The 24,322-nt window shown below is 32.2% G+C and carries 20 protein-coding genes and 1 pseudogene; 8 read left to right on the top strand and 13 right to left on the bottom strand.

Features of this window, described 5'->3' with window-relative positions; all coding sequences use genetic code 11:
- The first annotated feature begins 2 nt into the window (after window positions 1-2).
- Window positions 3-1,448, top strand: coding sequence for a glutamate synthase subunit beta (locus SR62_RS01055; protein WP_147502228.1), 1,446 nt, complete (start codon window positions 3-5; stop codon window positions 1,446-1,448).
- Here SR62_RS01055 and SR62_RS01050 read toward each other — a convergent pair whose 3' ends face one another.
- The 3 genes from SR62_RS01050 to SR62_RS01040 all read right to left on the bottom strand — a co-directional run bounded on the left by SR62_RS01050 (window position 1,449) and on the right by SR62_RS01040 (window position 3,008).
- Window positions 1,449-2,024, bottom strand: coding sequence for a ribonuclease HII (locus SR62_RS01050; RefSeq protein ID WP_002853153.1), 576 nt, complete (start codon window positions 2,022-2,024; stop codon window positions 1,449-1,451).
- Window positions 2,025-2,056: 32 nt separating this feature from the next.
- Entirely contained in the window at window positions 2,057-2,296 is a 240-nt protein-coding gene (locus tag SR62_RS01045; protein WP_002855574.1) for a ComEA family DNA-binding protein, read from the bottom strand.
- A 64-nt stretch (window positions 2,297-2,360) separates the two neighbouring features.
- The gene (locus tag SR62_RS01040) at window positions 2,361-3,008 is read right to left on the bottom strand and encodes a ferritin family protein (RefSeq protein WP_002853081.1); all 648 of its coding nucleotides are present in this window, start codon (window positions 3,006-3,008) and stop codon (window positions 2,361-2,363) included.
- Between the two features lie 159 nt (window positions 3,009-3,167).
- Between SR62_RS01040 and ilvD the strand changes: the two genes are divergently transcribed.
- Window positions 3,168-4,844 carry a dihydroxy-acid dehydratase gene (ilvD, locus tag SR62_RS01035; protein ID WP_002912903.1) on the top strand — a complete coding sequence of 559 codons (1,677 nt, stop codon included), beginning with the start codon at window positions 3,168-3,170 and terminating at the stop codon, window positions 4,842-4,844.
- Window positions 4,845-4,855: 11 nt separating this feature from the next.
- Here ilvD and SR62_RS01030 read toward each other — a convergent pair.
- Both SR62_RS01030 and SR62_RS01025 read right to left on the bottom strand, forming a co-directional pair.
- A pseudogene (locus SR62_RS01030) lies at window positions 4,856-5,252 on the bottom strand (DUF1440 domain-containing protein).
- Between the two features lie 91 nt (window positions 5,253-5,343).
- On the bottom strand, window positions 5,344-6,570 hold the full coding sequence (locus SR62_RS01025; RefSeq protein WP_002855588.1) for an HD domain-containing protein: 1,227 nt from the start codon (window positions 6,568-6,570) through the stop codon (window positions 5,344-5,346).
- Between the two features lie 77 nt (window positions 6,571-6,647).
- Between SR62_RS01025 and queC the strand changes: the two genes are divergently transcribed.
- A complete protein-coding gene (queC, locus tag SR62_RS01020; protein WP_002779268.1) occupies window positions 6,648-7,322 on the top strand; it encodes a 7-cyano-7-deazaguanine synthase QueC in 675 nt (224 codons plus the stop codon).
- Between the two features lie 20 nt (window positions 7,323-7,342).
- Here the strand turns inward: queC and dsbI are convergent, their stop codons facing one another.
- The 6 genes from dsbI to SR62_RS00990 form a co-directional block, all read right to left on the bottom strand.
- Window positions 7,343-8,869, bottom strand: coding sequence for a disulfide bond formation protein DsbI (dsbI, locus tag SR62_RS01015; RefSeq protein WP_002859731.1), 1,527 nt, complete (start codon window positions 8,867-8,869; stop codon window positions 7,343-7,345).
- Between the two features lie 11 nt (window positions 8,870-8,880).
- Window positions 8,881-9,048, bottom strand: a complete 168-nt coding sequence (gene dba / locus SR62_RS01010) for a disulfide bond formation protein Dba (protein ID WP_002779270.1) — start codon at window positions 9,046-9,048, stop codon at window positions 8,881-8,883.
- 105 nt (window positions 9,049-9,153) lie between these two features.
- A complete protein-coding gene (locus tag SR62_RS01005; protein WP_002853148.1) occupies window positions 9,154-10,932 on the bottom strand; it encodes a methyl-accepting chemotaxis protein in 1,779 nt (592 codons plus the stop codon).
- Window positions 10,922-11,836 carry a cytochrome-c peroxidase gene (locus tag SR62_RS01000; protein ID WP_002886505.1) on the bottom strand — a complete coding sequence of 305 codons (915 nt, stop codon included), beginning with the start codon at window positions 11,834-11,836 and terminating at the stop codon, window positions 10,922-10,924. The genes SR62_RS01005 and SR62_RS01000 overlap by 11 nt, the downstream gene beginning before the upstream one ends.
- 63 nt (window positions 11,837-11,899) lie before the next feature.
- Window positions 11,900-12,778, bottom strand: a complete 879-nt coding sequence (locus SR62_RS00995; RefSeq protein WP_002857697.1) for a fumarylacetoacetate hydrolase family protein — start codon at window positions 12,776-12,778, stop codon at window positions 11,900-11,902.
- Window positions 12,779-12,890: 112 nt separating this feature from the next.
- Entirely contained in the window at window positions 12,891-13,793 is a 903-nt protein-coding gene (locus tag SR62_RS00990; protein WP_002877921.1) for an RluA family pseudouridine synthase, read from the bottom strand.
- A gap of 77 nt (window positions 13,794-13,870) precedes the next feature.
- Between SR62_RS00990 and purB the strand changes: the two genes are divergently transcribed.
- Window positions 13,871-15,199, top strand: coding sequence for an adenylosuccinate lyase (gene purB / locus SR62_RS00985; protein WP_002857713.1), 1,329 nt, complete (start codon window positions 13,871-13,873; stop codon window positions 15,197-15,199).
- Window positions 15,200-15,214: 15 nt separating this feature from the next.
- Entirely contained in the window at window positions 15,215-17,584 is a 2,370-nt protein-coding gene (locus tag SR62_RS00980; RefSeq protein ID WP_002877929.1) for a ribonucleoside-diphosphate reductase subunit alpha, read from the top strand.
- Between the two features lie 38 nt (window positions 17,585-17,622).
- Here SR62_RS00980 and SR62_RS00975 read toward each other — a convergent pair whose 3' ends face one another.
- A complete protein-coding gene (locus SR62_RS00975; RefSeq protein ID WP_147502227.1) occupies window positions 17,623-19,008 on the bottom strand; it encodes a cation:dicarboxylate symporter family transporter in 1,386 nt (461 codons plus the stop codon).
- A gap of 119 nt (window positions 19,009-19,127) precedes the next feature.
- Window positions 19,128-19,751 carry an FAD-dependent thymidylate synthase gene (gene thyX / locus SR62_RS00970; protein WP_002853111.1) on the bottom strand — a complete coding sequence of 208 codons (624 nt, stop codon included), beginning with the start codon at window positions 19,749-19,751 and terminating at the stop codon, window positions 19,128-19,130.
- A 119-nt stretch (window positions 19,752-19,870) separates the two neighbouring features.
- Here thyX and SR62_RS00965 point away from each other — a divergent pair, with 119 nt between their 5' ends.
- The 3 genes from SR62_RS00965 to SR62_RS00955 all read left to right on the top strand — a co-directional run bounded on the left by SR62_RS00965 (window position 19,871) and on the right by SR62_RS00955 (window position 24,151).
- A complete protein-coding gene (locus SR62_RS00965; RefSeq protein ID WP_002855601.1) occupies window positions 19,871-21,502 on the top strand; it encodes a CTP synthase in 1,632 nt (543 codons plus the stop codon).
- On the top strand, window positions 21,489-23,060 hold the full coding sequence (recJ, locus tag SR62_RS00960; protein ID WP_002855578.1) for a single-stranded-DNA-specific exonuclease RecJ: 1,572 nt from the start codon (window positions 21,489-21,491) through the stop codon (window positions 23,058-23,060). The genes SR62_RS00965 and recJ overlap by 14 nt, the downstream gene beginning before the upstream one ends.
- A gap of 83 nt (window positions 23,061-23,143) precedes the next feature.
- Complete coding sequence (locus tag SR62_RS00955; protein ID WP_255005614.1) at window positions 23,144-24,151, top strand: type II asparaginase; 1,008 nt, start codon at window positions 23,144-23,146, stop codon at window positions 24,149-24,151.
- Window positions 24,152-24,322: the final 171 nt, after the last annotated feature.

The raw sequence follows: 24,322 nt of genomic DNA, 5'->3' as shown, positions 1-24,322 counted from the left end.
AAATGGGAAATGCAAGAGGTTTTTTAGACTTTAAAAGAATGGATTTTAAAAAAATTGCTCCTAAGGAAAGGGTTTTAAATTTCAAAGAATTTACTATACCTTTGGATAAAAAAGAACAAGAAATTCAAGGTGGACGATGTATGGATTGTGGGGTAGCTTTTTGTCATACGGGTGTGATGAGCGAAGGAAAAGATGTGGGCTGTCCTTTAAACAATCTCATTCCTGAATGGAACGATCTTGTTTATCGTTCTTTATGGAAAGAAGCTTATGAAAGACTTGATCTTACCAATCCTTTTCCTGAATTTACCGGTCGTGTTTGCCCTGCTCCTTGTGAGGATTCTTGTGTGTGTGCGATAAATGGTGTTAGTGTGAGCATAAAAAATAATGAATTATCCATTATAGAAAATGCTTTTAAGGAAAATTTAGTAAGAGTAAATAAACCTAAGCAATACAATGGCAAAAAAATCGCTGTCATAGGAAGTGGGCCTGCTGGGCTTGCTTGTGCCAATACTTTAAATTCACTAAGTTATAAAGTAAGTGTTTTTGAAAGAAGCGATAAAATAGGCGGACTTTTGATGTATGGCATCCCTGATATGAAGCTTGATAAAAGTATAGTTCAAAGACGGGTGGATTTGCTTAAAAAAAGTGGGATTGAATTTAAAGTGAATGAAAATATAGACAGCAAAGATAAGGTTTCAAAACTTCTAAAAGAATTTGATGCTTTGGTGCTTTGTACAGGAGCAAGTAAGCCTATAGATCTTGATATAGAAGGTAGAAAGCTAAAAGGGGTTGAATTTGCTCTTGATTTTTTAACGCAAAATACCAAAACCTTGTTAAAAACAGGCAAGGGTGCAGATACGGCCAAAGGTAAAAATGTCTTGGTTATAGGAAGCGGGGATACAAGTGTGGATTGTATTGCTGTGGCGACAAGACAAGGGGCTAAATCTATAGTGCGTTTTGAAAGAAGTCCAAAAAGACCTTTGCAAAGAAGCCAAAACAATCCTTGGCCTTTAAAAGCTGACATTTTTACTACTGATTATGGTTTAGAAGAAGCCATTGCTGTATATGGCAAAGATCCTAGGGAATATCAAAAAATGACAAAGAAATTTTTAGGAAAAACTCGTGTAGAAGGTGTTGAAGCAAATGATTTAAAACGCGAGTTTAAAGAAGGCAAAGCTATAAATGTCGAAATTTCAAATTCTAAAAAAACTTATAAAGCAGATTTAGTGCTTTTAGCTATGGGTTTTAGCGGGTGCGAAGAAGCTATCTCTAAAAATTTTGGAGTGAAATTAGATGAGAAAAACAACATAAGCACAGAAAATTTCCAAACCACTCATAAAAAAATCTTTGCTTGTGGAGATGCTAGAAAAGGACAATCTTTAGTTGTTTGGGCTATAAAAGATGGTATAGAATGTGCTTTGAGTTTGCATCAAAATTTAGCAAAATAATCATAAAAGTTTAAAACTTTTTCGGTGGAGTTTGCAAATTCCAAATTTAGCTATAAATTCTTTATGAGCTTTTGTGCCATAGGCTTTGTTTTTTTCAAATTCATAACAAGGAAAGTCTTTAGCTAAGAAATTCATCACCCTATCTTTACTAACTTTTGCGAGTATGCTAGCTGCACTTACTTGCAAAATGCTAGTGTCGGCTTTGATTTGTGTTTTTATCCCGTTTATACCTAGGTTGGTGTTTCCATCATATAAGAAGTTATTTTCTGTTTTAAAATGCTTTTTTATAAGTTTTAAGCCTTTTTTTAAACAAGTGCTTAAGCCTAGTGCGTCGATTTGTTCTGAAGAAAAAGCAAGTATGAGATAGTTTGAATTTTTGATGATGATTTCATAAAGTTCTTCGCGTTTTTTTTCGCTTAGTTTTTTAGAATCACACAACCCATCAAGTTGTTTGTTCAGTTTGCAAGCTGCCATCATCATAGGACCTGCTAAAGCACCGCGTCCTGCTTCATCAATACCGATTAAATTTATATCAAATTCGTTTAAAAGTTCTTTTGTGTCAAATAAAGTTTTCAAATTTTTCTAAAAAGAAGGGCAAAAATGCCCTTTTATTCTACTGTGATATCATTTTTGATTTTTTCAAAAAGCTTATCACCTATGCCTTTAACTTTTTTAAGATCATCAATACTTGTAAAATTTGCTTCTTTGCGGTATTCTAAAATCGCTTTAGCCTTAGCTTCGCCAATACCATTTAAACTTTTTAATTCTTTTAGTGTTGCAGTGTTGATATTTACAGCACCAAAGAGAAAAGCCGTTAAAGCAAAAAATAAAAATAGTAATTTTTTCATTTTCTTATCCTTTTATTAAAAAATAATTATAATATTATCTTAAAAAGGATAAGAATTTCTTAACTTAACCCAAAAATTCGCGTTTAAAATACTCTTTTGGTGCTTTACATAAAGGACAGGCTGCTGGAGCTTTTTTGCCACGATGTATATGTCCGCATACTTCACAAACCCATAATTCTTCTACTTCACTATTAAAAAATTCTTCTTCTTCGAGCATTTTTTTAAGCGCTAGATATTCTCTTTCGTGTTCGATTTCTACTTTACCAATAGCTGTAAATAATCTTGCTATAGCCTTTTTACCTTCATCTTCAGCAATTTTTGCAAAATTTGGATACATAGTTGTGTGCTCATAGTTTTCACCTTCTGCAGCAGTTACTAGGTTTTTTGTAGTTACTTCTAAAGGTTTGCCATCAACGATTTCATGATAAGCTTTAAATTCTGCTCTTGCATGCCATTTTTCATTTTCAGCCGCTTCTCTAAAATGTCTAGCAACCGCATGCCAACCTTCTTCTTCAGCTACATCAGCAAATAAATCGTATTTGTTTCTCGCCATAGATTCGCCCGCAAAAGCTTTCATCAAATTTACTGCAGTTAAATCTGTAGTGATACATTTCATTTCTTCACCGCAACAACTAAGCTTACCTCCACCTACATTTTGAACTTCTACTTCATTACCACATTTTTGGCATTTATAGGTTTCATATTGTCTCATTTTGACTCCTTTTTTGATTATCAAAAAGCATTGTATTATAAAAAAATATTTTTGTCAATTAATAATTTTTATCATTTATGAAAATGTATATCAAAATAAATTTCACAAAAATTAAGCTTTGCTAAATATAATTTTAAAAAATTATTATCAGGAGTTACAATGAGAAGCGATGCGATAAAAAAAGGACATTTAAAAGCACCTAATCGTTCTTTACTTCGTGCTTGTGGTTTGAAAGATGAAGATTTTGACAAACCTTTTATAGGTGTAGCAAATAGCTATATAGATATAATCCCAGGACATTATTTTTTAAATAATTATGCTAAAATCATTAAAGATGAGATACGCAAAAATGGTTGTGTGCCTTTTGAGTTTAATACCATAGGTGTAGATGATGGTATAGCTATGGGACATGAAGGTATGCTTTATTCTTTACCAAGTCGTGAAATCATCGCAAATTCCATTGAAACAGTGATGAATGCTCATCAACTTGATGCTTTAATCTGTGTTCCAAACTGCGATAAAATCACTCCTGGTATGTTAATGGGAGCTTTAAGAGTAAATGTTCCAACCATTTTTGTAAGTGGTGGGCCTATGGCTTCAGGGGTAACTAAAAAAGGAGAAAAGATTAGTCTTAGCTCTGTTTTTGAAGCTGTAGGGGCTTATGAAGCCAAAAAAATTAGCGAAGAAGAATTTAAAGATATAGAATGTTCAGCCTGTCCAAGTGGTGGATCTTGCTCGGGAATGTTTACAGCAAATTCTATGAATACCTTATGCGAAGCTATGGGTATAGCACTAGAAGGTAATGGAACCATCTTAGCTTTAAGCAAAGAAAGAGAAGAGCTTTTAAGAAAAGCAGCGCGTCGTATTTGTGAAATCGCCTTAGATGAGCGTTTTAAAATTCGCAATATCATCACTCAAAAAGCCGTGCGTAATGCTATGGTAGTAGATATGGCAATGGGTGGAAGTAGCAATACTGTTTTACACATGCTTGCCATTTCGCGTGAAGCAGGGGTGGCACTAGATATTAAAGATTTAAATTTCATCTCAAGCAAAGTTGCACACATAGCAAAAATAGCCCCGTCGCTAAATAGTGTTTATATGGATGATATCCACAAAGCAGGCGGTGTGAGTGCAGTTATGGCTGAAATTTCAAGCAGACAAGGACATATTTTAGAACTTGATGCACTGACCATTACAGGAGAAAGTCTCAAAGAACGCTTAAAAAATGCCAAAATCAAAGATGAAAATATCATTCGTAAAGTAGATAATGCTTACTCAAAAGTAGGTGGGCTTGCCATTTTGTTTGGAAATTTAGCCGAGCAAGGTTGCGTTATAAAAACCGCAGGAATAATCGGAGAAAGAAAATTTAAAGGCAAAGCTGTTTGTTTTAACTCTCAAGATGAAGCTATAAAAGGCATTATCAAAGGCAAGGTGCAAAAAGGAAATGTTTGTGTAATACGCTATGAAGGTCCAAAAGGGGGTCCTGGTATGCAAGAAATGTTAAGTCCTACTTCACTTTTAATGGGTATGGGTTTAGGTGCTGATGTAGCTTTAATCACCGATGGTCGTTTTAGCGGGGCTACAAGGGGTTTAAGCGTTGGTCATATTTCCCCTGAAGCAGCTGAAGGTGGTCTTATAGGACTTTTAAAAGATGGAGATGAAATAGAAATTGATGTAGATGCTTATACTATCCATGCAAATGTAAGTGAAGAAGAAATTGCTAAACGTAAAAAAGAATTTGCATTGCCTCAAAAAGAGGTGTCTTCAAGATGGCTTAGAATGTATCAAAAACTTGTTAGCAATGCTAGTAAAGGTGCGGTTTTAGATATGGAATGAAAGGTTTCCTTTCATTCTTCTATGTCTTTGGTTATACGATTTCTTATATCTCTACGAACTATTTCCATGCCCCACAGCCAAACAATATGGCCAAAAATTTCAGACAGGTGTTCATCAAAAGGAATTTCAGAAAGTGGTGGAACTTCTGCAATTAAAGGCATTACAATAACATGGGCAAAAAGATAAACAAAAAATCCAAAAACTGCACCTTTCAGTAGGTAAGCCTAGTTGTTCTAGAAAAATTTTAGGTGGAGTAACACGTTCTAAAGCATCTGCTGGTCAAAAAACATTGGGATTTCTTGGAGGAAAAGGTACTTCCCAACCCCATTTAACAATAGCTCCGAAAATACCCGCTAATATACCTATAAAAAAGGCTAAAGTATAGCGCTTTTGAAAGTATTTTTTCATAATAACTCCTTTATATTTTATACAAAATAAAATTTGAAATTATAATATTTTTATTTAAAACATATTGAAAATAGTAGTATAAAAATCTTATTTAAATTTTAAAATACTCTCTTAAACTTTCACAAATTTCAAAAAAATTCACCCCATCTATGGTAGGATTTTCTTTAAAAAACTCATACATTCCTAAAAAACCACTTTCAAGTTCTTTAGACTTTACACCATAACTTATACTAAGTCCTGCTTCTATATAAGCAGCAATTTTATCGCAGTATTTAAGCGCCTTACCATCTATAGCACCAAATTCATTTTCATTAAAAGAGCTTAAACTTCCGCTGCAAAGCTCGATTTTAGCATTTTTATAAGTGCGATTTTCAAACTCATTTTTTACAAAATTTGACTCACCGTTTCTACCTTCTCTAATGCCTAAAATATAAGAAAACTCAGCCCTTAAACCCTCAGGTACAAAGGGTAAAATTCTTTCATTAATAAGTTTCATTTCATAATCATTTATGATATCATGAAGTCCATCAATGCCGTATTTTACAGGGCTGATAATATCACGTGTTAAAGACTCTGGCAAATCATGAAACAAAGCACAATAAAAATTATTCTCAAGTCTTTTATCGCAAGCCTTGATTTTTAGTGAGTAAAAATATCCTAAAATCGCCACCACAAGCATATGTCCTAAAACCGCGGTTTCTGGTATGCGTGGAGTTTGAGCCCAACGTTTTTGAAAGCGAAGTCTTCCGCTAAGATCAATAATTTTGGCTATTTTTTGATTTAAAGCAATTTTTCTAGCTCCTATAAGCTCATAGTAATCTTCTAATTCTTCTTCAACTTTGTTTTTAATCTCATCAATATCATTTAAAAAAGCTGAGGTTTGATAAACTATGTTAAATTCCCATCTTGTAGCAAAATATGAAGCTGCTTTTAAGATAAGTCTTTCTTTAGCATAAGCATTACCGTTTAAATACGCTTCAAAACGCTTTAGAAATTCCCCATCTTCTATATCTTCTATCATAGGTTCGATTTTGCTTAAAACCCAAGCATTAACTTCAGCTTTTTTTTGACGCACGATTTCATGATACACATCAGGGCGTATATCAGTTACCACAACACGACTTAAAAACTCAAAAATTCCCCCTTCTATAATCACTCTCATATCCACATCTTTTTCCATTTTAGCGATAAAATATGCGATGATGAATTTATGAGCTTGTTTGTCAAGTTCAACCAAATTTGCCATTCTTGGATAATCATTCCAACGACTGATAGAAGCGGCTTTAAAAATGTGTTCTATGAGTTTTATGTTTATCATGCTTTTGCCTTTTTTTGCAATTTAAATTTAAAAATTTTCGTTAAAATTGTGAAATTATAGCAAATTTAAGGATAAAAATGAGTAAAAAAGCACTTTGTATCATAAGTGGCGGTATGGATAGTACTTTGTGTGCTTATCTGGCCAAAAAAGAAGGTTATGAAATCATCGCTTTGCATTTTGACTATGAACAACGCACTCAAGAAAAAGAAAAAGAATGTTTTAAGCAAATTTGCAAGGCTTTAAAAGTAGAAAAATCTTATATTTTAGATGTGAGTTTTATCAAAGATATAGGGGGCAATGCCTTAACCGATAAAAGTATAGACATCCCTAAAAATGAGCTTTGTACAAGCGATACTCCACCTATCACTTATGTGCCTTTTCGCAATGGAATTTTCTTAAGTATAGCAGGATCTTTGGCTGAAAAGGAAAATTGTGAGAGTATTTTTATAGGGGTGGTAGAAGAAGATGGCAGTGGTTATCCTGACTGTACTGATGAGTTTATACAAAAGGCACAAGAATTTATCAATGAAGGTACGAGTAAGAATTTCAAAGTTTGTATAAAAACTCCGCTTGTTAGACTAAACAAAGCTAAAATTGTAGAACTAGCCTTAAAAGAAAATGTACCTTTAGAACTTACTTGGTCTTGTTATGAGAGTGAAGATGAAGCTTGTGGGGAGTGCGATAGTTGTTTGCTTCGTTTAAGAGGTTTTGAAAAAGCAGGATTTAAAGATAAGATTAAATATAAGTCCTAGTTTTCACTAGGACTTAAAGCTTAGTTTAAAGTATAAAGCTTGTTTGCTCCATCTTGATAAGAAAGAATATTGATTTTTCCATCTTTAAAGAAAATGCTTCTAGCATTAGTGATAGAGCTTGGGAAAGCGATAGTTTTCACTACTTCTTCTTTGACTGGATCAATTACAGCAATGACATTGTGATTTTTGCTAAGTGCATAAATTTCCCCATCTTTAAAAGTCATAGAAGTTACATAAAGATCGCCTAAAGTTTTACCTTCTTTAAGATTTGCTTTTGGAGTAAATTCTCCTGAAAGAACACGATCTTTTAAAGAAACTTTAGAGATTACAAAAGTTTTAGCGTCTTTGTTGTTTGGAACAGTTGCAAGATAAAGATAATTTCCATCTGTAGTCATACTTGCTACATGGTTAAATTTTGCTCTTACGGTATCAAGTCTTCCGCGACCTAAACTTTCGCCTTGACCTTTAAATTTATCATTGCCTTTTACAAAGTCAGCGTATTGTTTAGCGATATCTTCTTCACTTGCATTAGGATTTTTTGCAAATCTTAAGAAAGATTTGTTTGAGCCCATAAGAATGAATTTATCGTTCATATAAGGTATGATACCGATGATTGGATCAATAGTAGCTGAAAAATAAGGATCAAGTTCAAAACCTTCTTTAACGCTAAAATTATTATCTAAGAAAGCTACATCCCATTTAGAACTTGCTACAAATTCGTTATTGATATAATCAAGAGTATTGATGGCTTTGTCAAAATTTATGGTTTGTTCATTTGTGATTTTAAGCTCATCATTGATTTTTGCAAATGGAGCATTGTTGATATCATTATCAAATTTTATGCCAAGTTTTTCACTTGCAGGTGCAAAAGCATAATCAGGAGCTTTAACATCGCGTTTTCCTAAGAAAGAAATATTTTGCCATAAACCATTCCAACCTTCTTTACTCCAAATGATGTATTTTGGATTTAAACTAAATCTTACAGGATCGCCTTGTCCTACATAAGGAGGAATACCTGTGCTAACAAAGGCTTGGAAAACATTTGATGCTACGATGATAGCACTGATTAAAACTGCTGCAAAGCTAAATTTAGTATATTTTCTAAACTTTTCTCCATTTAGTTCAGCTTCAAAAGCATTAAATTTAGGAGCAAAAGCAAAAATCACACCTAAGAGCAATACAACAGCCCAAAATACTACTTCAGCCCAAAAATAAGTATGGATACCAAAAACTGCTAAACCAAAACCTTGATCTAAATCTCTATGAGCGTGATTACCATAGTGAGCAAAAGATTGATAAAGCCCTACTGCTGTCATGATTAAAAGAGCAGCAAGGTATTTACCTTTCATACCATAACGAACAATGAAAAGCGCCATTACACCGATAAAGATCATTGCTTCTCTTTGTCCCCAGCAAAGCGTGCAAGGACTATCGCCCAACATATAACCAAATATCAAATTTGCAATACCTACAGGCAAGAGTATAATCAAAAAGCCTGCTAAACACATTAGTGTGTAGAAATTTTTTGTTTTATTGATTTCGTTCATTTAGCCCTTCCTTACAGATTCATTATTGTTAATAGTGCGCCTGTTTTGTGGCCAACATAGAAAAAAACCATTAAAAGCCAAGCTACCATTACCAAACCAAAAGCCAAATTTTCTTTTTCTGGTTTTTTGATAATCAGTATCAAGGCGATTAAAACTAATAAAAGTTCAAGAAACTCCATAGTATCTCCTTTGAAATAAAAACTGCTAATTTTACTTGAAAAACATAAATTAAAAATAAAATTTTTATTGAAATTTCACGTTAAGTTAAATTAACGTGAAAAAAGTTACTGAAAGCTACTTAATTTTTCGGAGAGTTTAGAGGCACCATTTAGAACATTTTGAGAGATATTATTGATTTCACATGATAAATCTTTAACAGAATTTGCAAGTTCGTTAACTTTATCTATATTTGTTCCTAAGATAAGCATTTTATCTTTTACTTCCATGCTTTTATCTTTCATGGTTTGGGTTGATTCTATAGAGCTTTCCAATTTATGCATAGAATTTACAAGTTCTTGTTGTAAATCATTGGTTTTTGAAGAGGTTTCTTTCATAGAATCATGGATAAGATCCATTAAGGCTTTGTTGTCATTGATTTGTTGGACTATAGTATTAACAGTAGCATTGATGTTTAAAAGAGATTTACTTGTTTTATCAGCAAGCTGTCCAACTTCATCGGCTACAACAGCAAATCCACGCCCATGTTCGCCTGCTCTTGCAGCTTCGATAGCTGCATTTAGGGCAAGTAAATTAGTTTGATCAGCTATGTCTTTAATGGAGTTTGTGATTTCTATAATATTATCCGCACTTTGGGTTAGATTGTCCATATTGGCTACTATATTTTGTTCTTTTTCATTGTTTTCATTTATTAAATTTACAAGTTCAGATAGAGTAAGTTCTACTTTATCCATTAGTATGTGCATATCTTGCATATTTTCTATACTTTCTTGTGCTAAATTTCCCGCAAGATTGATATGATCATCTAAAACATGAGTGATTTCTTTAACTCCTTGAATTTGTTCATGTTGCGAATTAGAGCTGTTTTCAAGCATCATAGAGTTGTTTTTGAGTTTTTGTGAATTTTGATGACTTGATTTAGCATTTTCTATGGCTTCTATGATTGAGTTTTGAACGGTGGAAATAAATGAATTAATATATTGAGCACTTTGTCCAAGCTCACTTTTTGGATCTATATTTAAACGAGAGTGTAGATTGGCTTCTTTGCTAGCTAAATTAGCGCTTAGTTTTTCTAAAGTATGAATTGGCATGATGACTTTTTTTAGTGTTAATAAAATAAAAAATACAAATAATACAAGAGTGATTCCAAATACTGCTAAAGCGATATAAAATTTAAATAAATTAGATTGTTCTATAGTATTTTGGGTAAAAGTGTTAAGTTGTTTTAACTCTTTCATGAGAGAATTATTCTCATAAATAGAAGAATTATCTTGCATAATAGAAATTTGCTTTACAATCATTTTATAGTGTTTTAAAAAAAGTTGTAAATTTTCACTTTTTGTATCATTTTTGATTTCTTTCATAAGATTGTTGAGTTGATTTAGTGTTGTTTTTTGTAAAATATTTTCAGTTGAAAGAACGCTTAACATAGAACTCATTGTTTTATAGTTGTTTTTATTTGTTTCATGGTTTTGTTCCAATTCTTCAAAATAATTTTTAGCTAGTTCAAATAAATAAAGTTTTGAATTTACTGCTATGGAATTTGCGGATTTAAAATAATTAAGCTGGATTAGTTTGGCATTAAAAATTTCTTCTGCTTTGTTTATGTCAATCCCAAAAGTTTTAAGTTTTGTAAAGTTTTCTTGCATTTTTTTTATCGCTTGCACACTTGGATCGTAGTTGATAAAATTAAAACTATTTTGAAAAATAGAATTGATTTTTTCATCTGAAATTTCTAGTTGCTGAACTATGTTTATCAAGTCTTTGTTATTTTTAGATGAAGAATAGTTATTAAAAATAATAGCCAATAAAACAAGAATGAAAGTCAAAACTAGTATAGATAAGATAATAAATTTTATCAAAAATGAACTTTTTTTATTTGTCATGATATTCTCCTGTTAAGCTTTCTAAGAATGCAACTATATTGTCAACTGTTTCTTGATCTAAAAATTTTCCTAGTTGATAGTAAGCCATAAACTGAACACAAGCATCTAAAGTAGGTATAGAACCATCATGAAAATAAGGCGCGGTTTTGGCTATATTTCTAAGACTAGGAACTTTAAATACCATTTTATCAGCTTCTCTTTTTGTGATTTCATAGCGCCCTAAATCTTCTTGGTTTGGGTATTCTTCAAAAATACCGATTTTTTGAAACATATTCCCACCTATATTTTGACCTTGATGACAAGAGATGCAGCCATTAGCTTTAAAATCTTCGTAACCTTTTTTAGCTTGAGTTGAAATAGCATTTTGATCCCCGCTAAGATAGCGATCAAAAGGAGAATTTGGAGTGATCAAGGTTTTTTCAAATTCGGCGATTGCAAGAGCTATGTTTTCTACCGTAACTTCTCCATAAAGTTTTTTAAAAGTTTTTACATAATTTTCATTTGAATTAACTTTTTGTAAAAGAAGTTCAGGACTTAGCCCCATTTCTTTTGGATTGAAAAAAGGTCCCATAGCTTGTTCTGTTAAATCTTTAGCTCTGCCATTCCAAAATTGCACAAAATTAAACACAGAATTAAAGGTTGTAGGAGTGTTAAAGGGTTTATCGAGTTGATTATCAACTCCTATTGAAAATTCAAGCCCATCAACACCGTGTTGATCAAGCCTATGGCAAGTATTGCACGAAACTTTTCCATCTTTGGATAAACTTTTATCCATATAAAGACTTTTTCCAAGTTTAGCTTTTTCTTTATCATAAGAGATGGAATTTGGAATAGGGGTTATCATATCTACTGCAAAGACTATATTTGCATAAGATAAACATAAAATCATTATTATTTTTTTCATGATAAATTTCTGCCTTAATTTAAGTTTTTAAAATGCCATTATAGTATAATTTTAGTAAATTATTTAATAATTGATATTTTTTATTTTATTACAAAGTTCTCCTAAATTTTCTATAACGCAACGTACTTTATCTCCTGATTTTAAAAAAGTAGGTGGATTTAACCCCATACCTACTCCACTAGGAGTTCCCATAGATATAATACTTCCAGCTTTTAAAAGCATGCCTGCACTAAGTTCTTCTAAGACATAAGCAATATCAAAAATAAACAATTGAGTGTTAGAGTTTTGGCGTAGTTCATCATTGACATAGCTTTGAAGTTGGAGTTTAGGAGGATAAGAAATTTCATCTACGCTTGTGATATAAGGTCCCATTATAGTGCTACCTTCAAGACTTTTTGCTCGGTAGAATTGTTTGTGGCGTTTTTGAAGTTCGCGAGCTGAAATTTCATTGATAATAGTATAGCCAAAGATATAATCTTTTGCATCTTTAGCTTTGATTTTATAAGCATCTTTACTTAAAATAAATGCAAGCTCACATTCATAATCAAGCTGAGAAGTTACATCTGCATGTAAAGGTATATCGCCAAAAGGTGGCGTAGCTTGATTGCAACGTTTTCCAAAATATACAGGATATTCTCTTTCTTCAAATTTTTCACCCTTAAATTTGGCAGATTCTTTGGCATGATCTAAAAAATTAATCCCAAGACATATAATATCTTGACGAGGTTCTATAATAGGGGCTAGATAATTTTCTTGAGGAATTTCATAGGCTATTTTAGAATCCAAGTCTGTAAGTTTGTGTTTAAATTTATCAAAATGGATAATAAATTCATTCATATCGTTAGTTTCAATGCCAAGATCATCAAAACTTACAATTTTTCCACTAGAATTTAGTACTCCTAGATTGGGTTTTTGACCCTGTATAAAATTAACAAATTTCATTTGGAAAATCTCGCTTTTTTATTTAATTATACTTAAAGTTTTAGCAAGAATTATTTTTTTGTTTTAAAATTTGGTAAAAAAGTGATTGATTGTAGCGTAGTGAAACATCATTTTATTTTATAGAATTGTTGAAAATTTCTTTTATGTTTATTTTTGAGTTGATATTAAAATTTTGATTTTTATATTGAAATTTCAAACGATAAGAATGCAAACACAAACGCAAGGCACCTGTAAGTTTTAAGCGTTCTTTGGGGGTTAATTTTTCATCTAAAATACTTTCGATTTGTTCTTTGCTAAGCCCATAAAGTGGATCGCCTAAAATGGTATGATTTTTATAGTGTAAATGCACTCTTATTTGGTGTTGTCTGCCTGTTAAGGGTTTGCAGAGTAAAAGAGTAGCGTTGATTTTAGGAAAGTATTCTAAAATTTCAAACTCAGTGATAGCTTGTTTTCCTTCCTTACAAATTTGCATCCTTGTTTTTACATCATCGTAGTTTTTGGCTAAATTTATGGCTTTATCAATTATAAAATTTTCTTCTATTTTTCCGTTAGCTAGAGCAAGGTATTCTTTTTGAACCAGTTTTTTTTCAAACAAAGCTTTAAGATCAATTTGAGCTTTTTTATTTTTGGCTACAAGTATAAGTCCGCTCGTTTCTTTATCAAGTCTGTGTGCTACGCAAGCTTCTTTTCCCCAAAGATGCCAAATTTCATCACTAAGACTGTATTTACAATGTCTACCATTTGGATGACTTAAGATCCCACTTTCTTTTTCAAGTATGGCAAAGTCTTCATTTTCAAAGACAATTTCTACTCCTTTGGGATTGTTTTCATAGACTATAAGCTCTACTAAACCATTTAAAATTTCATTCTTTTCTTCTACTAAAATTCCATCGCAAAAAAGTCTTTTTTTGTCTATGAGTTTTTGTGCTTCATTTATGCTAATTTTTAAATTTTCCATAAGGACTTGAAATGCCTTTTTTCCATTATTTGAGAGTTTTATTTTTATGTAAGCCATTTAATAACTTTCTTAGGATAATTTGATATAATTTCTGTTTTTTAAAATATAAAATTATAGCTAAAAAGGTTTCAAAGATGGTTGAAAGATATAGCAGAGAAATCATGGCTAAAAAATGGGACATGCAAGCAAAATACGATGCGTGGTTAAAAGTAGAATTAGCCGCTGTAAAAGCTTGGAATAAACTCGGTCTCATTAATGACACAGACTGCGAAAAAATTCTTAAAAATGCAAAATTTGATATTGCAAGAATAGACGAAATAGAAAAAACCACAAAACACGATGTTATCGCTTTTCTTACAAGTGTAAGTGAAAGTTTGGGAGAAGAGAGTCGTTTTGTGCATTATGCAATGACAAGTTCTGATTGTATAGATACGGCTGTTGCTTTACAGATAAAAGAGAGTTTGGAGCTTATTTTAGAAGATGTTTCTTTGCTTTTAGAAGTGATCAAAAAGCGTGCTTTGGAGCATAAAAATACCTTAATGGTAGGAAGAAGTCATGGAATTCATGGAGAGCCTATCACTTTTGGTTTAGTGTTAGCTATTTGGTATGATGAAATTTTGCATGCAAAAGAGCTTTTAGAACATGCAAAAGAAGTGATAAGCTATGGAAAAATCAGTGGTGCAATGGGAAATTTTGCTCATGCTCCTTTAGAATTTGAAGAAGAAGTTTGTAAAAATTTAGGTCTTAAAGCTGCCCCTGTTTCAAATCAAGTGATCCAAAGAGATCGTTATGCTCAAGTTATTTCTGCTATTGCAATTTTAGCTTCAAGTTGTGAGCAAATCGCTGTAGCGATAAGACATTTTCAAAGAACTGAAGTTTATGAGGCTGAAGAGTATTTTAGTGTAGGACAAAAAGGAAGTTCAGCTATGCCACATAAAAGAAATCCTGTTTTAAGTGAAAATATCACAGGGCTTTGTCGTGTGCTTAGATCTTTTGTAACTCCAGCTTTAGAAAATGTTGCACTTTGGCATGAAAGAGATATATCTCATTCTAGTGTTGAAAGATTTATTTTGCCTGATGCTTTTATCACGGCTGATTTTATGCTTATGCGTCTTACAAATTTGATTGATAAGCTTTTAGTTTATCCTGAAAATATGATGAAAAATTTAAATCTTACAGGCGGGCTTGTATTTTCAGGGAGGGTGCTTTTAGAGCTTCCATTTAAAGGCATTAGTCGTGAAGAAGCTTATAAAATAGTTCAAAGAAACGCTATGAAAGTTTGGGCAGATTTGCAAAATGGTAAGGCTGCTATCAATGAAAAAAATGAAAGTTTGTTTTTGTTAGCGCTTTTAAGCGATGAAGATTTAAGAAAAAGTTTGAGCGAAGAGGATGTAAGAAAATGTTTCGATTATAACTACTATACAAAAAATGTTGATGTAATTTTTAAAAGAACATTTAAATAAAAAGCAAGGAAGGCAATGAAAGTTATTAAAAGAAATGGTCGTACAGAAGAATTGGATGTTTCTAAGATCAAAAAATGCACCTCTGATGCTGTAAAAGATTTAGAAGGTGTGAATTTAAGCGAACTTGAACTCGATGCAAAGATTCAATTTCGTGATGGAATTTCAACTGAAGAAATTCAAAAAACTTTAATTAAAACTGCAGTAGATAAGATAGATATTGATTGTCCAAATTGGACCTTTGTTGCAGCTAGACTTTTTTTATTTGATTTATATAAAAAAGTTAATGGTATGAATCGCTATAATCATTTGCGTGAGTATTTTGAAAAGGGCGAAAAAGAAGGAAGAATCTTACTTGGTCTTAAAGAAAAATACGATTTAGATGATTTAAATGCTTATATTAAACCTGAACGCGATATGCAATTTACTTATCTTGGTATTAAAACTTTATATGATAGATACTTGATTAAAGATAGTAAAGGTATGCCTATAGAACTTCCTCAACAAATGTTTATGGCCATTGCGATGTTTTTAGCGCAGAATGAATTTAATCCTCAAGAATGGGCGAAGAAATTTTATGATTTAATTTCTAAATTTGAACTCATGCTTGCAACTCCGACTTTATCTAATGCAAGAACAACGCGCCATCAGCTTAGTTCTTGTTATATAGGATCAACCCCTGATAATATTGAAGGTATTTTTGATTCTTACCAAGAAATGGCTTTGCTTTCTAAATTTGGTGGCGGTATAGGTTGGGATTGGTCTAAAGTGCGTGCTATGGGTGGAAGCATAGATGGGCATAAAAATGCCGCAGGAGGGATTATACCTTTCTTGAAAATTACTAATGATATTGCCGTGGCAGTAGATCAGCTAGGAACCAGAAAAGGAGCTATAGCTGTTTATATAGAACCTTGGCACATGGATATAAGTGATTTTATTGATTTGCGTAAAAATTCAGGTGAAGAAAGACGCCGTGCTCATGAACTTTTCCCTGCTTTATGGATCAATGATCTTTTTATGAAGAGAGTAAGAGCTAATGATAAATGGACTCTTTTTGATCCTGCGGATACGGCGGATTTGTGTGATTTATATGGTGAAGCTTTTGAAAAACGCTATGAAGAATATGAAAAAGATGAAAGCATTACCAAAGAAATCGTAGAAGCTAAAGAGCTTTGGAAGAAAATTTTGCTAAATTATTTTGAAACAGGCTTGCCATTTTTATGTTTTAAGGATAGTGCTAACAGAGCAAATCCAAATGCTCATGTAGGAATTATTAGAAGTTCAAATTTATGTACTGAAATTTTTCAAAATACCGAGCCAAATTATTATCAAATCAAAGTAGTTTTTGAAAATGGAGATGAGCTTCATTTTGATGAAGAACAAAAAGTTGTGATCGATGGGGGATATGAAAAACCAGCCAAAAAAATCTCAACTTTAGATAGTATTGATGGTAATAAAGTTTATATAGTGGAAAAATATAAAAATGATGGAAAAACAGCCGTTTGTAATTTAGCAAGTATAAATCTTAGCAAAGTGTATACTAAAGAAGATATAGAGCGTGTTGTGCCAACGGCTATTCGTATGCTTGATAATGTGATAGATTTAAATTTTTATCCTCATAGAAAAGTAAAAGATACAAATTTAAAATCTCGTGCCATAGGTCTTGGAGTCATGGGTGAGGCACAAATGCTTGCTGAGGCTAAGATTTATTGGGGAAGCGATGAGCATTTAAATAAAATCGATGAGATTATGGAACAAATTAGCTTTGAGGCTATTAATGCGAGTTCAAATTTAGCTCTTGAAAAAGGTTCTTATGAAGATTTTGAAGGATCAAATTGGAGCAAGGGGATTTTTCCTATTGATGTAGCAAGTCCTAAGGCTAAAGCTTTAACTTTAAGAGAGGGCTTATTTGATCAAAGTGAATGCGACTGGGTTAAACTTAGAGAAAAAGTTAAAAAAGATGGTATGAGAAATGGTTATTTGATGGCCATTGCACCTACTTCTTCTATTTCTATTTTGGTGGGTACTACGCAGACTATAGAACCTGTTTACAAAAGAAAGTGGTTTGAACAAAATTTAAGTGGCATGATACCTGTTGTTGTGCCAAATTTAAGCCTTGATACTTGGCAATACTATACTCCAGCCTACGAACTTGATCAAAAAATTCTTGTAAAGGCTGCTGCTGTGCGTGGTAAATGGATCGATCAAGGGCAGAGTTTAAATATCTTTTTATCGCTTGATAAAGCAAGTGGGGGATATTTAAATGAAATTTATCAACTCGCTTGGGAGCTCGGAGTAAAATCTACTTATTATCTAAGAAGCGAAAGCCCTGATAGTGAAAAAGTCAATGTTGCAGATCGTAGCATAGAATGTGAAGGTTGCCAATAAATACTAAAACCCAATGAAAAACATTGGGTTTTAAAAGATTAAGAATTGTAAATTTCTTTATCTAGGGCTTTTAGATTTTTTGCAGTACAAAGTGCCGAAGTCATAGCTCCTGAGACATTGCTTGCTGTTCTTGCCATATCTATAATAGGATCTATAGCTAAAATCAAACTTAGCATGACAAAATTATTACCAAATCCAATCCCTGTTAGCATAATAGAAGCTGCCATAGTTGCACTTCCAGGTACTCCAGTTATACCCAAGGATCCAATAACAGCTACCAAAACTATCATTAAAGCAAATGTAAAATCAATATGTGTATGTGTAGCAAAAGCTACAAAAACTGCCGCTAAAGCTGGAAAATATCCCGCACAACCATTAAGTCCTGTTGTTGTACCTATAGATGCTACAAAATTAGCTATAGCTGAATTAACTCCAAATTTATTTTGCAAAGTTGAAGTAGTCATAGGCAAAGTGCCCAAAGAAGATCTTGAGCTAAATGCAAATAACCATACAGGAAATGCTTTTTTTGCATATTTTATAGGGTTTAGCCCTTGTGAAGCAAGAAGTAAAAAATGCACCCCGAACATTATTAACATAGCTATATAAATAAGCATTATAAAAAGTCCAGCTGTTTTGATAGCTTCAAAACCATTGCTTAAAAGCACATTAGCCATCATACAAACTACAGCATAAGGCATAAATCTAATGACTGTAGCAGTCATGTTCATCATAATATTATAAAAGGTTAGGATAAAATTATGAAAACTTTTAAAGGCTTGTTCATACTCTTCTTTTTTAGAAATTTTTTTAGCACTAATTCCTATAAAAAAAGAAAAAATGACAATAGCTATAATATTTTCTTTATTAATAGCTGCAATGATGTTGCTAGGTATTAGCCCTAGTATAATATTTGAAAAAGTTTGAATTTCGCGAATTTGTTTATCTCCTTCATGTATGGCAAAATTACTTCCTAAATCAAAACTATAACCTAAAAATATACCCAAGGTTGCAGCTATGGCTGTGCTAAAGAGTATCCAAAAAAGACTTATTCCAAGCAAGGAGAATATTTTGATATTTTTATCAATTTCTATAATTACTCTTATAATGCAAATGCTTACAAGAGGAACAACTAGCATTTTTATAAAAGCTACAAAAACAGAACTTACAAATGCAAACCAATGTTTTGTTTCACTATACCAAAGAATATTGCTTGCTTCTTCAGCATCTGGAAAATTTGCCAAATATTGCAAAGCAAAACCAAACCCCAAACCCATTAAAAGCGCAAATAGCATGCGAAGAGAAAAATTGATTTTTATATCCCGCATTTTTTTTAATGCGTAAAAAACAACACAAAGTATAGCAAGAGTAGCTATAGTATGAGCTTGTGAAAGCATTAGAAAATCTTGAAAAAATTGTTTATCCATAAAAAGTCCTTATAAGAAACTATAATCAAGCACAAGGTATATGAAAATATACTTGCGTAAAGCTTGATTTTATAAATGGTAGCATAACAATATTTTAAATAAGATAAAGTTAGTATGATTTATTCTATATCTTTATGTAAGCAATGTTCAAATATAAATTTGTGTTCTTGTGGCAAGGCTTCAAATAAAGCATTTGCTAAATTTCTAATCTCCCAAAGAGCTGATTTTGAACTACGCAAAGAAATGAAATTCTGCAAACTTCTTGCATTAATCGTTAGTGTAAGTTCAGTTTTATAGCTTTCTGGTAAGCAGTATTTGGCTATATCTAGACTAATGCTTTTTTGTAAAATAGTGCGTAAATTTTCTAAGGCTTTAATGCTTGCGTTATCAACCTCTTCATTGCCACAAAGCACAAGATAACGGCTTGCATTTTCAAAATCTCCTATTTTAAATTCAGCTTCATTGCGAAGTTCTTTTAAGGTATAACGCGTGCTTTTTACACTAGGACTAGTGTGACGGTGTCTTGCAACTTCTTGTAAGCAAGCTCTTGAAATTCCTTGTATATAAAAAGTATAGTTTAGATGTTCTAAGGTTGAAGCGTGTTTGAATTTGTTGCCCACGCGATCGATAAGTTCTTTATCTTTTTCGCCACCGCAATCGCCTTTTTCAAAGCTTTGCCAACAAGTTCTTGTTGCATGAGAACAAACAGATAATGGAGTGTGAAAAAGTAAAGTGATTTGCATGCTTATTCCTTTTTTGATAAAAATATTTTTTGTAATTCTTGCATTTTTTACTTAAAATTCTAATGAAATAAAAAGTTTTATCAAGCTATAATTAGATAAAAAAATAAGGCTTATTATCAATGAAACAAACAAAATATATTTTTGTAACAGGTGGAGTTTTAAGTTCTTTGGGTAAAGGGATAGCCGCTGCTTCTATCGCAACACTTTTAAAAAATTCAGGGCTTAAAGTGAGTATTTTAAAAGCTGATCCTTATATCAATGTCGATCCAGGCACTATGAGTCCTTTTGAGCATGGAGAGGTTTTTGTAACTGATGATGGAGCAGAAACGGATCTTGATTTGGGGCATTATGAGCGTTTTTTGGATGAGAGTTTATCTCAAGATAATAACTTTACTACAGGACGGGTTTATCAAAGTGTGATTGAAAAAGAAAGGCGTGGAGAATATCTTGGCAAAACCATTCAAGTTATCCCTCATATAGTAGGAGAAATCAAAGATCGCATTAAAAAAGCAGGAGAAGGCAAAGATATACTTATCGTTGAAATAGGCGGAACTGTTGGGGATATAGAAGGCTTGCCTTTTTTAGAAGCTATTCGTGCTTTGCGTTTGGAAGTGGGTAAAAATAATGCTATGAATATTCATCTTACTCTAGTACCTTTTATTAAGGCTGCAGGGGAATTAAAAACAAAGCCAACTCAACATAGTGTAGGCGAGTTAAGGCGCATAGGCATTAGTCCTGATATGATTATTTGTCGTAGTGAAAAAGCTCTTGATAGAGATTTAAAAGATAAAATTGCTATTTCTTGCGGGGTGGAAAAAAATTGCGTGATAGAAAGTGTTGATGCGGCTAGTATTTATCAAATTCCACTTAATTTTTTAAAGCAAGATATTTTAAGCCCTATTGCTGAAATTTTGGATTTGAAAAATTTAAAACCTAATATGGAAAATTGGGACTCTTTGGTAAAAAGAGTTATAGCTCCAAGCAATGAAGTTAAAATCGCTTTTGTAGGCAAATATGTGGATTTAAAAGAAAGTTATAAAAGCCTTACTGAAGCTATTATACACGCAGGTGCAGCCCTAGATACTAAAGTGGAGTTAAAATGGGTAGATAGTGAAAAACTTGAAAATATGGAAAGTTCTGAAGTATTTAAAGATGTGAGTGGAATTTTGGTTGCTGGGGGATTTGGATATCGTGGTGTAGAAGGTAAGATAAAAGCCATTCAATACGCAAGAGAAAATAAAATTCCTTTTTTAGGAATTTGTTTAGGTATGCAGCTTGCTTTGGTGGAATTTGCTAGAAATGTATTAAAACTTAAAGATGCAAATTCAAGTGAATTTAATGAAAAATGCCAAAATCCTGTGGTTTATTTGATTGATGAATTTATGGATACAAATGGAGAAAAACAAATTCGTACTGCAAAAACTCCTTTAGGTGGAACTATGCGTTTAGGGGCTTATAAATGTGATATCAAGGAAAAATCCCTTTTGGCTAAGGTTTATAATGAAGTAAAGAGTGTAAAAGAACGCCATCGTCATCGCTATGAAGCAAATCCAAAATATAGAGCAGATTTTGAAAAACACGGTTTGATTGTAAGTGGTGAAAGCAAAGGATTGATTGAAGCAGTTGAGCTTAACTGTCATCCTTTTTTCTTGGCTGTGCAGTTTCATCCAGAATTTACATCAAGACTTGAGCATGTTAATCCTGTGATTTGCAGTTTTATCAAGGCAGCTATAAACTATGAAGATAATTAATAAAAATGAAATTAAAAAAATTTTGGCTTCACGCTTTGAAAAAGATTTGCATACCAAACTTTGTGATCTGCCTTTGCCATGCTGTTTAAAGGATGCATATAAAGCAGCTAATCGCATCAAAGAAGCTGTAGAAAAAAATGAGAAAGTCGCCATAGTAGGAGATTATGATGTTGATGGAATCATTTCTTGTGTTATTATGGCAGAATTTTTCGATGATATAGGTTTTGATTATATTATAAGAATTCCAAATCGTTTTAAAGATGGATATGGATTAAATGCTGAGATCATCAACGAACTTGATGTAAATTTAATAATAACAGTAGATAATGGAATAGCTGCTCTTGAAGCAGCCAAACTCTGTAAAGAAAAAAATATAGATTTGATTATCACTGATCATCATATGCCTCAAGATGTTTTACCTGATGCTTTTGCCATTATCAATCCAAAGCAAAAAGATTGTGATTTTCCAGAAATTGAAATTTGTGGAGCTCAAGTCGCATGGTATTTGATAGCGGCTTTAAAAGAGGTGTGCAAGCTTAAATATGACATGTGTAAATTTTTAGAACTTTTGGCGATTGCAATTGTTGCAGATATGATGGAACTTAGAGATTTAAATCGTGCTTTAGTAAGGCGTGGCATAGATCATATTAACAAATCTAAAAGGGCTGCTTTTAGAGCTATTAAGCATTATTATCAAAAGGATAAATTTGCTCTTGATAATATAGGATTTTTAATTGCTCCGCTTATAAATAGTGCTGGAAGAATGGATGATGCAAGTATTTCTTATGAATTTTTACACACTAAAGATTTTAATAAAGCTTTAGAATATCTAGAGCAAATTGTTAGTTTTAATGAAAGTCGTAAAGATGAAGAAAAACAGCTTTTTGAAGATAGTTTAAATCAAATCGATGAAAACGATTCTTGTATTGTGGTATCGGGTTTAAATTGGCATGAAGGTGTTTTAGGGATTGTGGCAAGTCGTTTAGCTAAACATTTTAATAAACCTGCTTTTGTATTTTCTCAAAATGAAGAACACTTAAAAGGCAGTGCAAGAAGTGTTGGCAAGATTGATATTTTAGCTTTAATTTCTAAGACAAATTCTATATTAAGCAATTATGGTGGTCATAAAGGTGCTGCTGGAATCAGTTTAAACTCTGAAAATTTTGAACAATTTAAAAATAAAATCAAAAAAGAATGTTCGCAAATTTCTGAAAGTGAATTTTTGGATACAGATGAAATTTTAGGAATCTTAGAACCTAGCGAAATTGATTTTGAAATGCTTGAAATTTTAGAATCTTTTGAACCTTTTGGACATAAAAATCCACGACCTTTTTTTGTTTTAGAAAATCTTTGTGTAAAAAATAAAAAACTTCTAGGTAAAGATGAAAAACACTTAAAGCTTGTTTTAACTAAGGAAAATAAAACCATAGAAGCTTTATTTTTTAATTTTGATAAAGAGCCAGAATTGAATCAAAATATTTCTTTGCTTGGAAGTATTTCTAAGAATGAATTTAGGGGAATGGTAACTCCACAGTTTGTTGTTAAAGAGATTTTATAAAAATTTTTACTTATAATTTGCATTAATAACATTAAAAAATTAATATACAAGAGATTAAAAAATTATTTATATGTTGTCTTTTTATAGGAGTATGTATGAAAAAAGCTAAATCAAGGATTGCTATTTTAGGAACAGGCGGAACGATAGCAGGCTTCATTGATAGCACTATTGCTACAACAGGATATACGGCCGGAGCCATTGATATAGATGTATTAATTAAAGCAGTTCCGCAAATTAGAGATTTAGCAGATATTAGTTGGGAGCAAATAGCAAATATTGATAGTTCAAATATGTGTGATGAAATTTGGTTAAGGCTTGCTAAAAAAATTGCTAAGCTTTTTGCTGAGGGGATAGACGGTGTGGTGATAACTCATGGTACTGATACTATGGAAGAAACTGCTTATTTTTTAAATTTAACCATTAAAAGTGATAAGCCCGTAGTTCTAGTTGGCGCTATGCGTCCATCAACTGCTATAAGTGCGGATGGTCCGAAAAATCTTTATAATGCAGTGGCATTAGTTGCCAATAAAGAAGCTAAGAATAAGGGTGTTATGGTAGCTATAAATGATAAAATTTTAAGCGCTAGAGGCGTAGTAAAAACTCATAGTTTAAATGTTGATGCTTTCTCTTCTCCTGATTTTGGGGATTTGGGTTATATAGTAGATGGTAAAGTCTTTTTCTATAATAATGTTACTAAAGCTCACACAAAAAACGCTCCTTTTGATGTAAGCAAACTCACAAGTTTGCCAAAAGTAGATATTCTTTATAGCTATTCAAATGATGGTAGTGGTGTCGCTGCAAAAGCTTTATTTGAACATGGAACTAAGGGCATAGTTGTTGCAGGAAGTGGAGCAGGAAGTATACACAAAAATCAAAAAGATGTTTTAAAAGAGCTTTTAAAAAAAGGGCTTAAGGTTGTTGTAAGTTCAAGGGTTGTAGCAGGTTGTGTTGCTGTGAGTGATTCAGATGAAAAATTAGGTTTTATTAGTGCTGAAGATTTAAATCCTCAAAAAGCAAGAGTTTTGCTTATATTAGCACTTACAAAAACAAGTGATCCTAAAAAAATTCAAGAGTATTTTTTAAAATATTAAAATTTTTTAAATATTTCTAAACTTAGGGAACTTATCTTCCCTAAGTCAAGCCTTTCAATCCTATTAATAGTATATTATATCTTGTATTTTTTATTATCATTTAACCCCCCTCCCCCCCCCATTTTTCAACCCACCAAATACTTATATAAATACTTACACAAATATTTATAC

The organism is Campylobacter sp. 2014D-0258, assembly GCF_008000495.1.
Taxonomy (GTDB): Bacteria; Campylobacterota; Campylobacteria; order Campylobacterales; family Campylobacteraceae; genus Campylobacter_D; species Campylobacter_D jejuni.
Note: the sequence above shows the minus strand (reverse complement) of the source record. Positions and strands in the feature narration are given on the sequence as shown.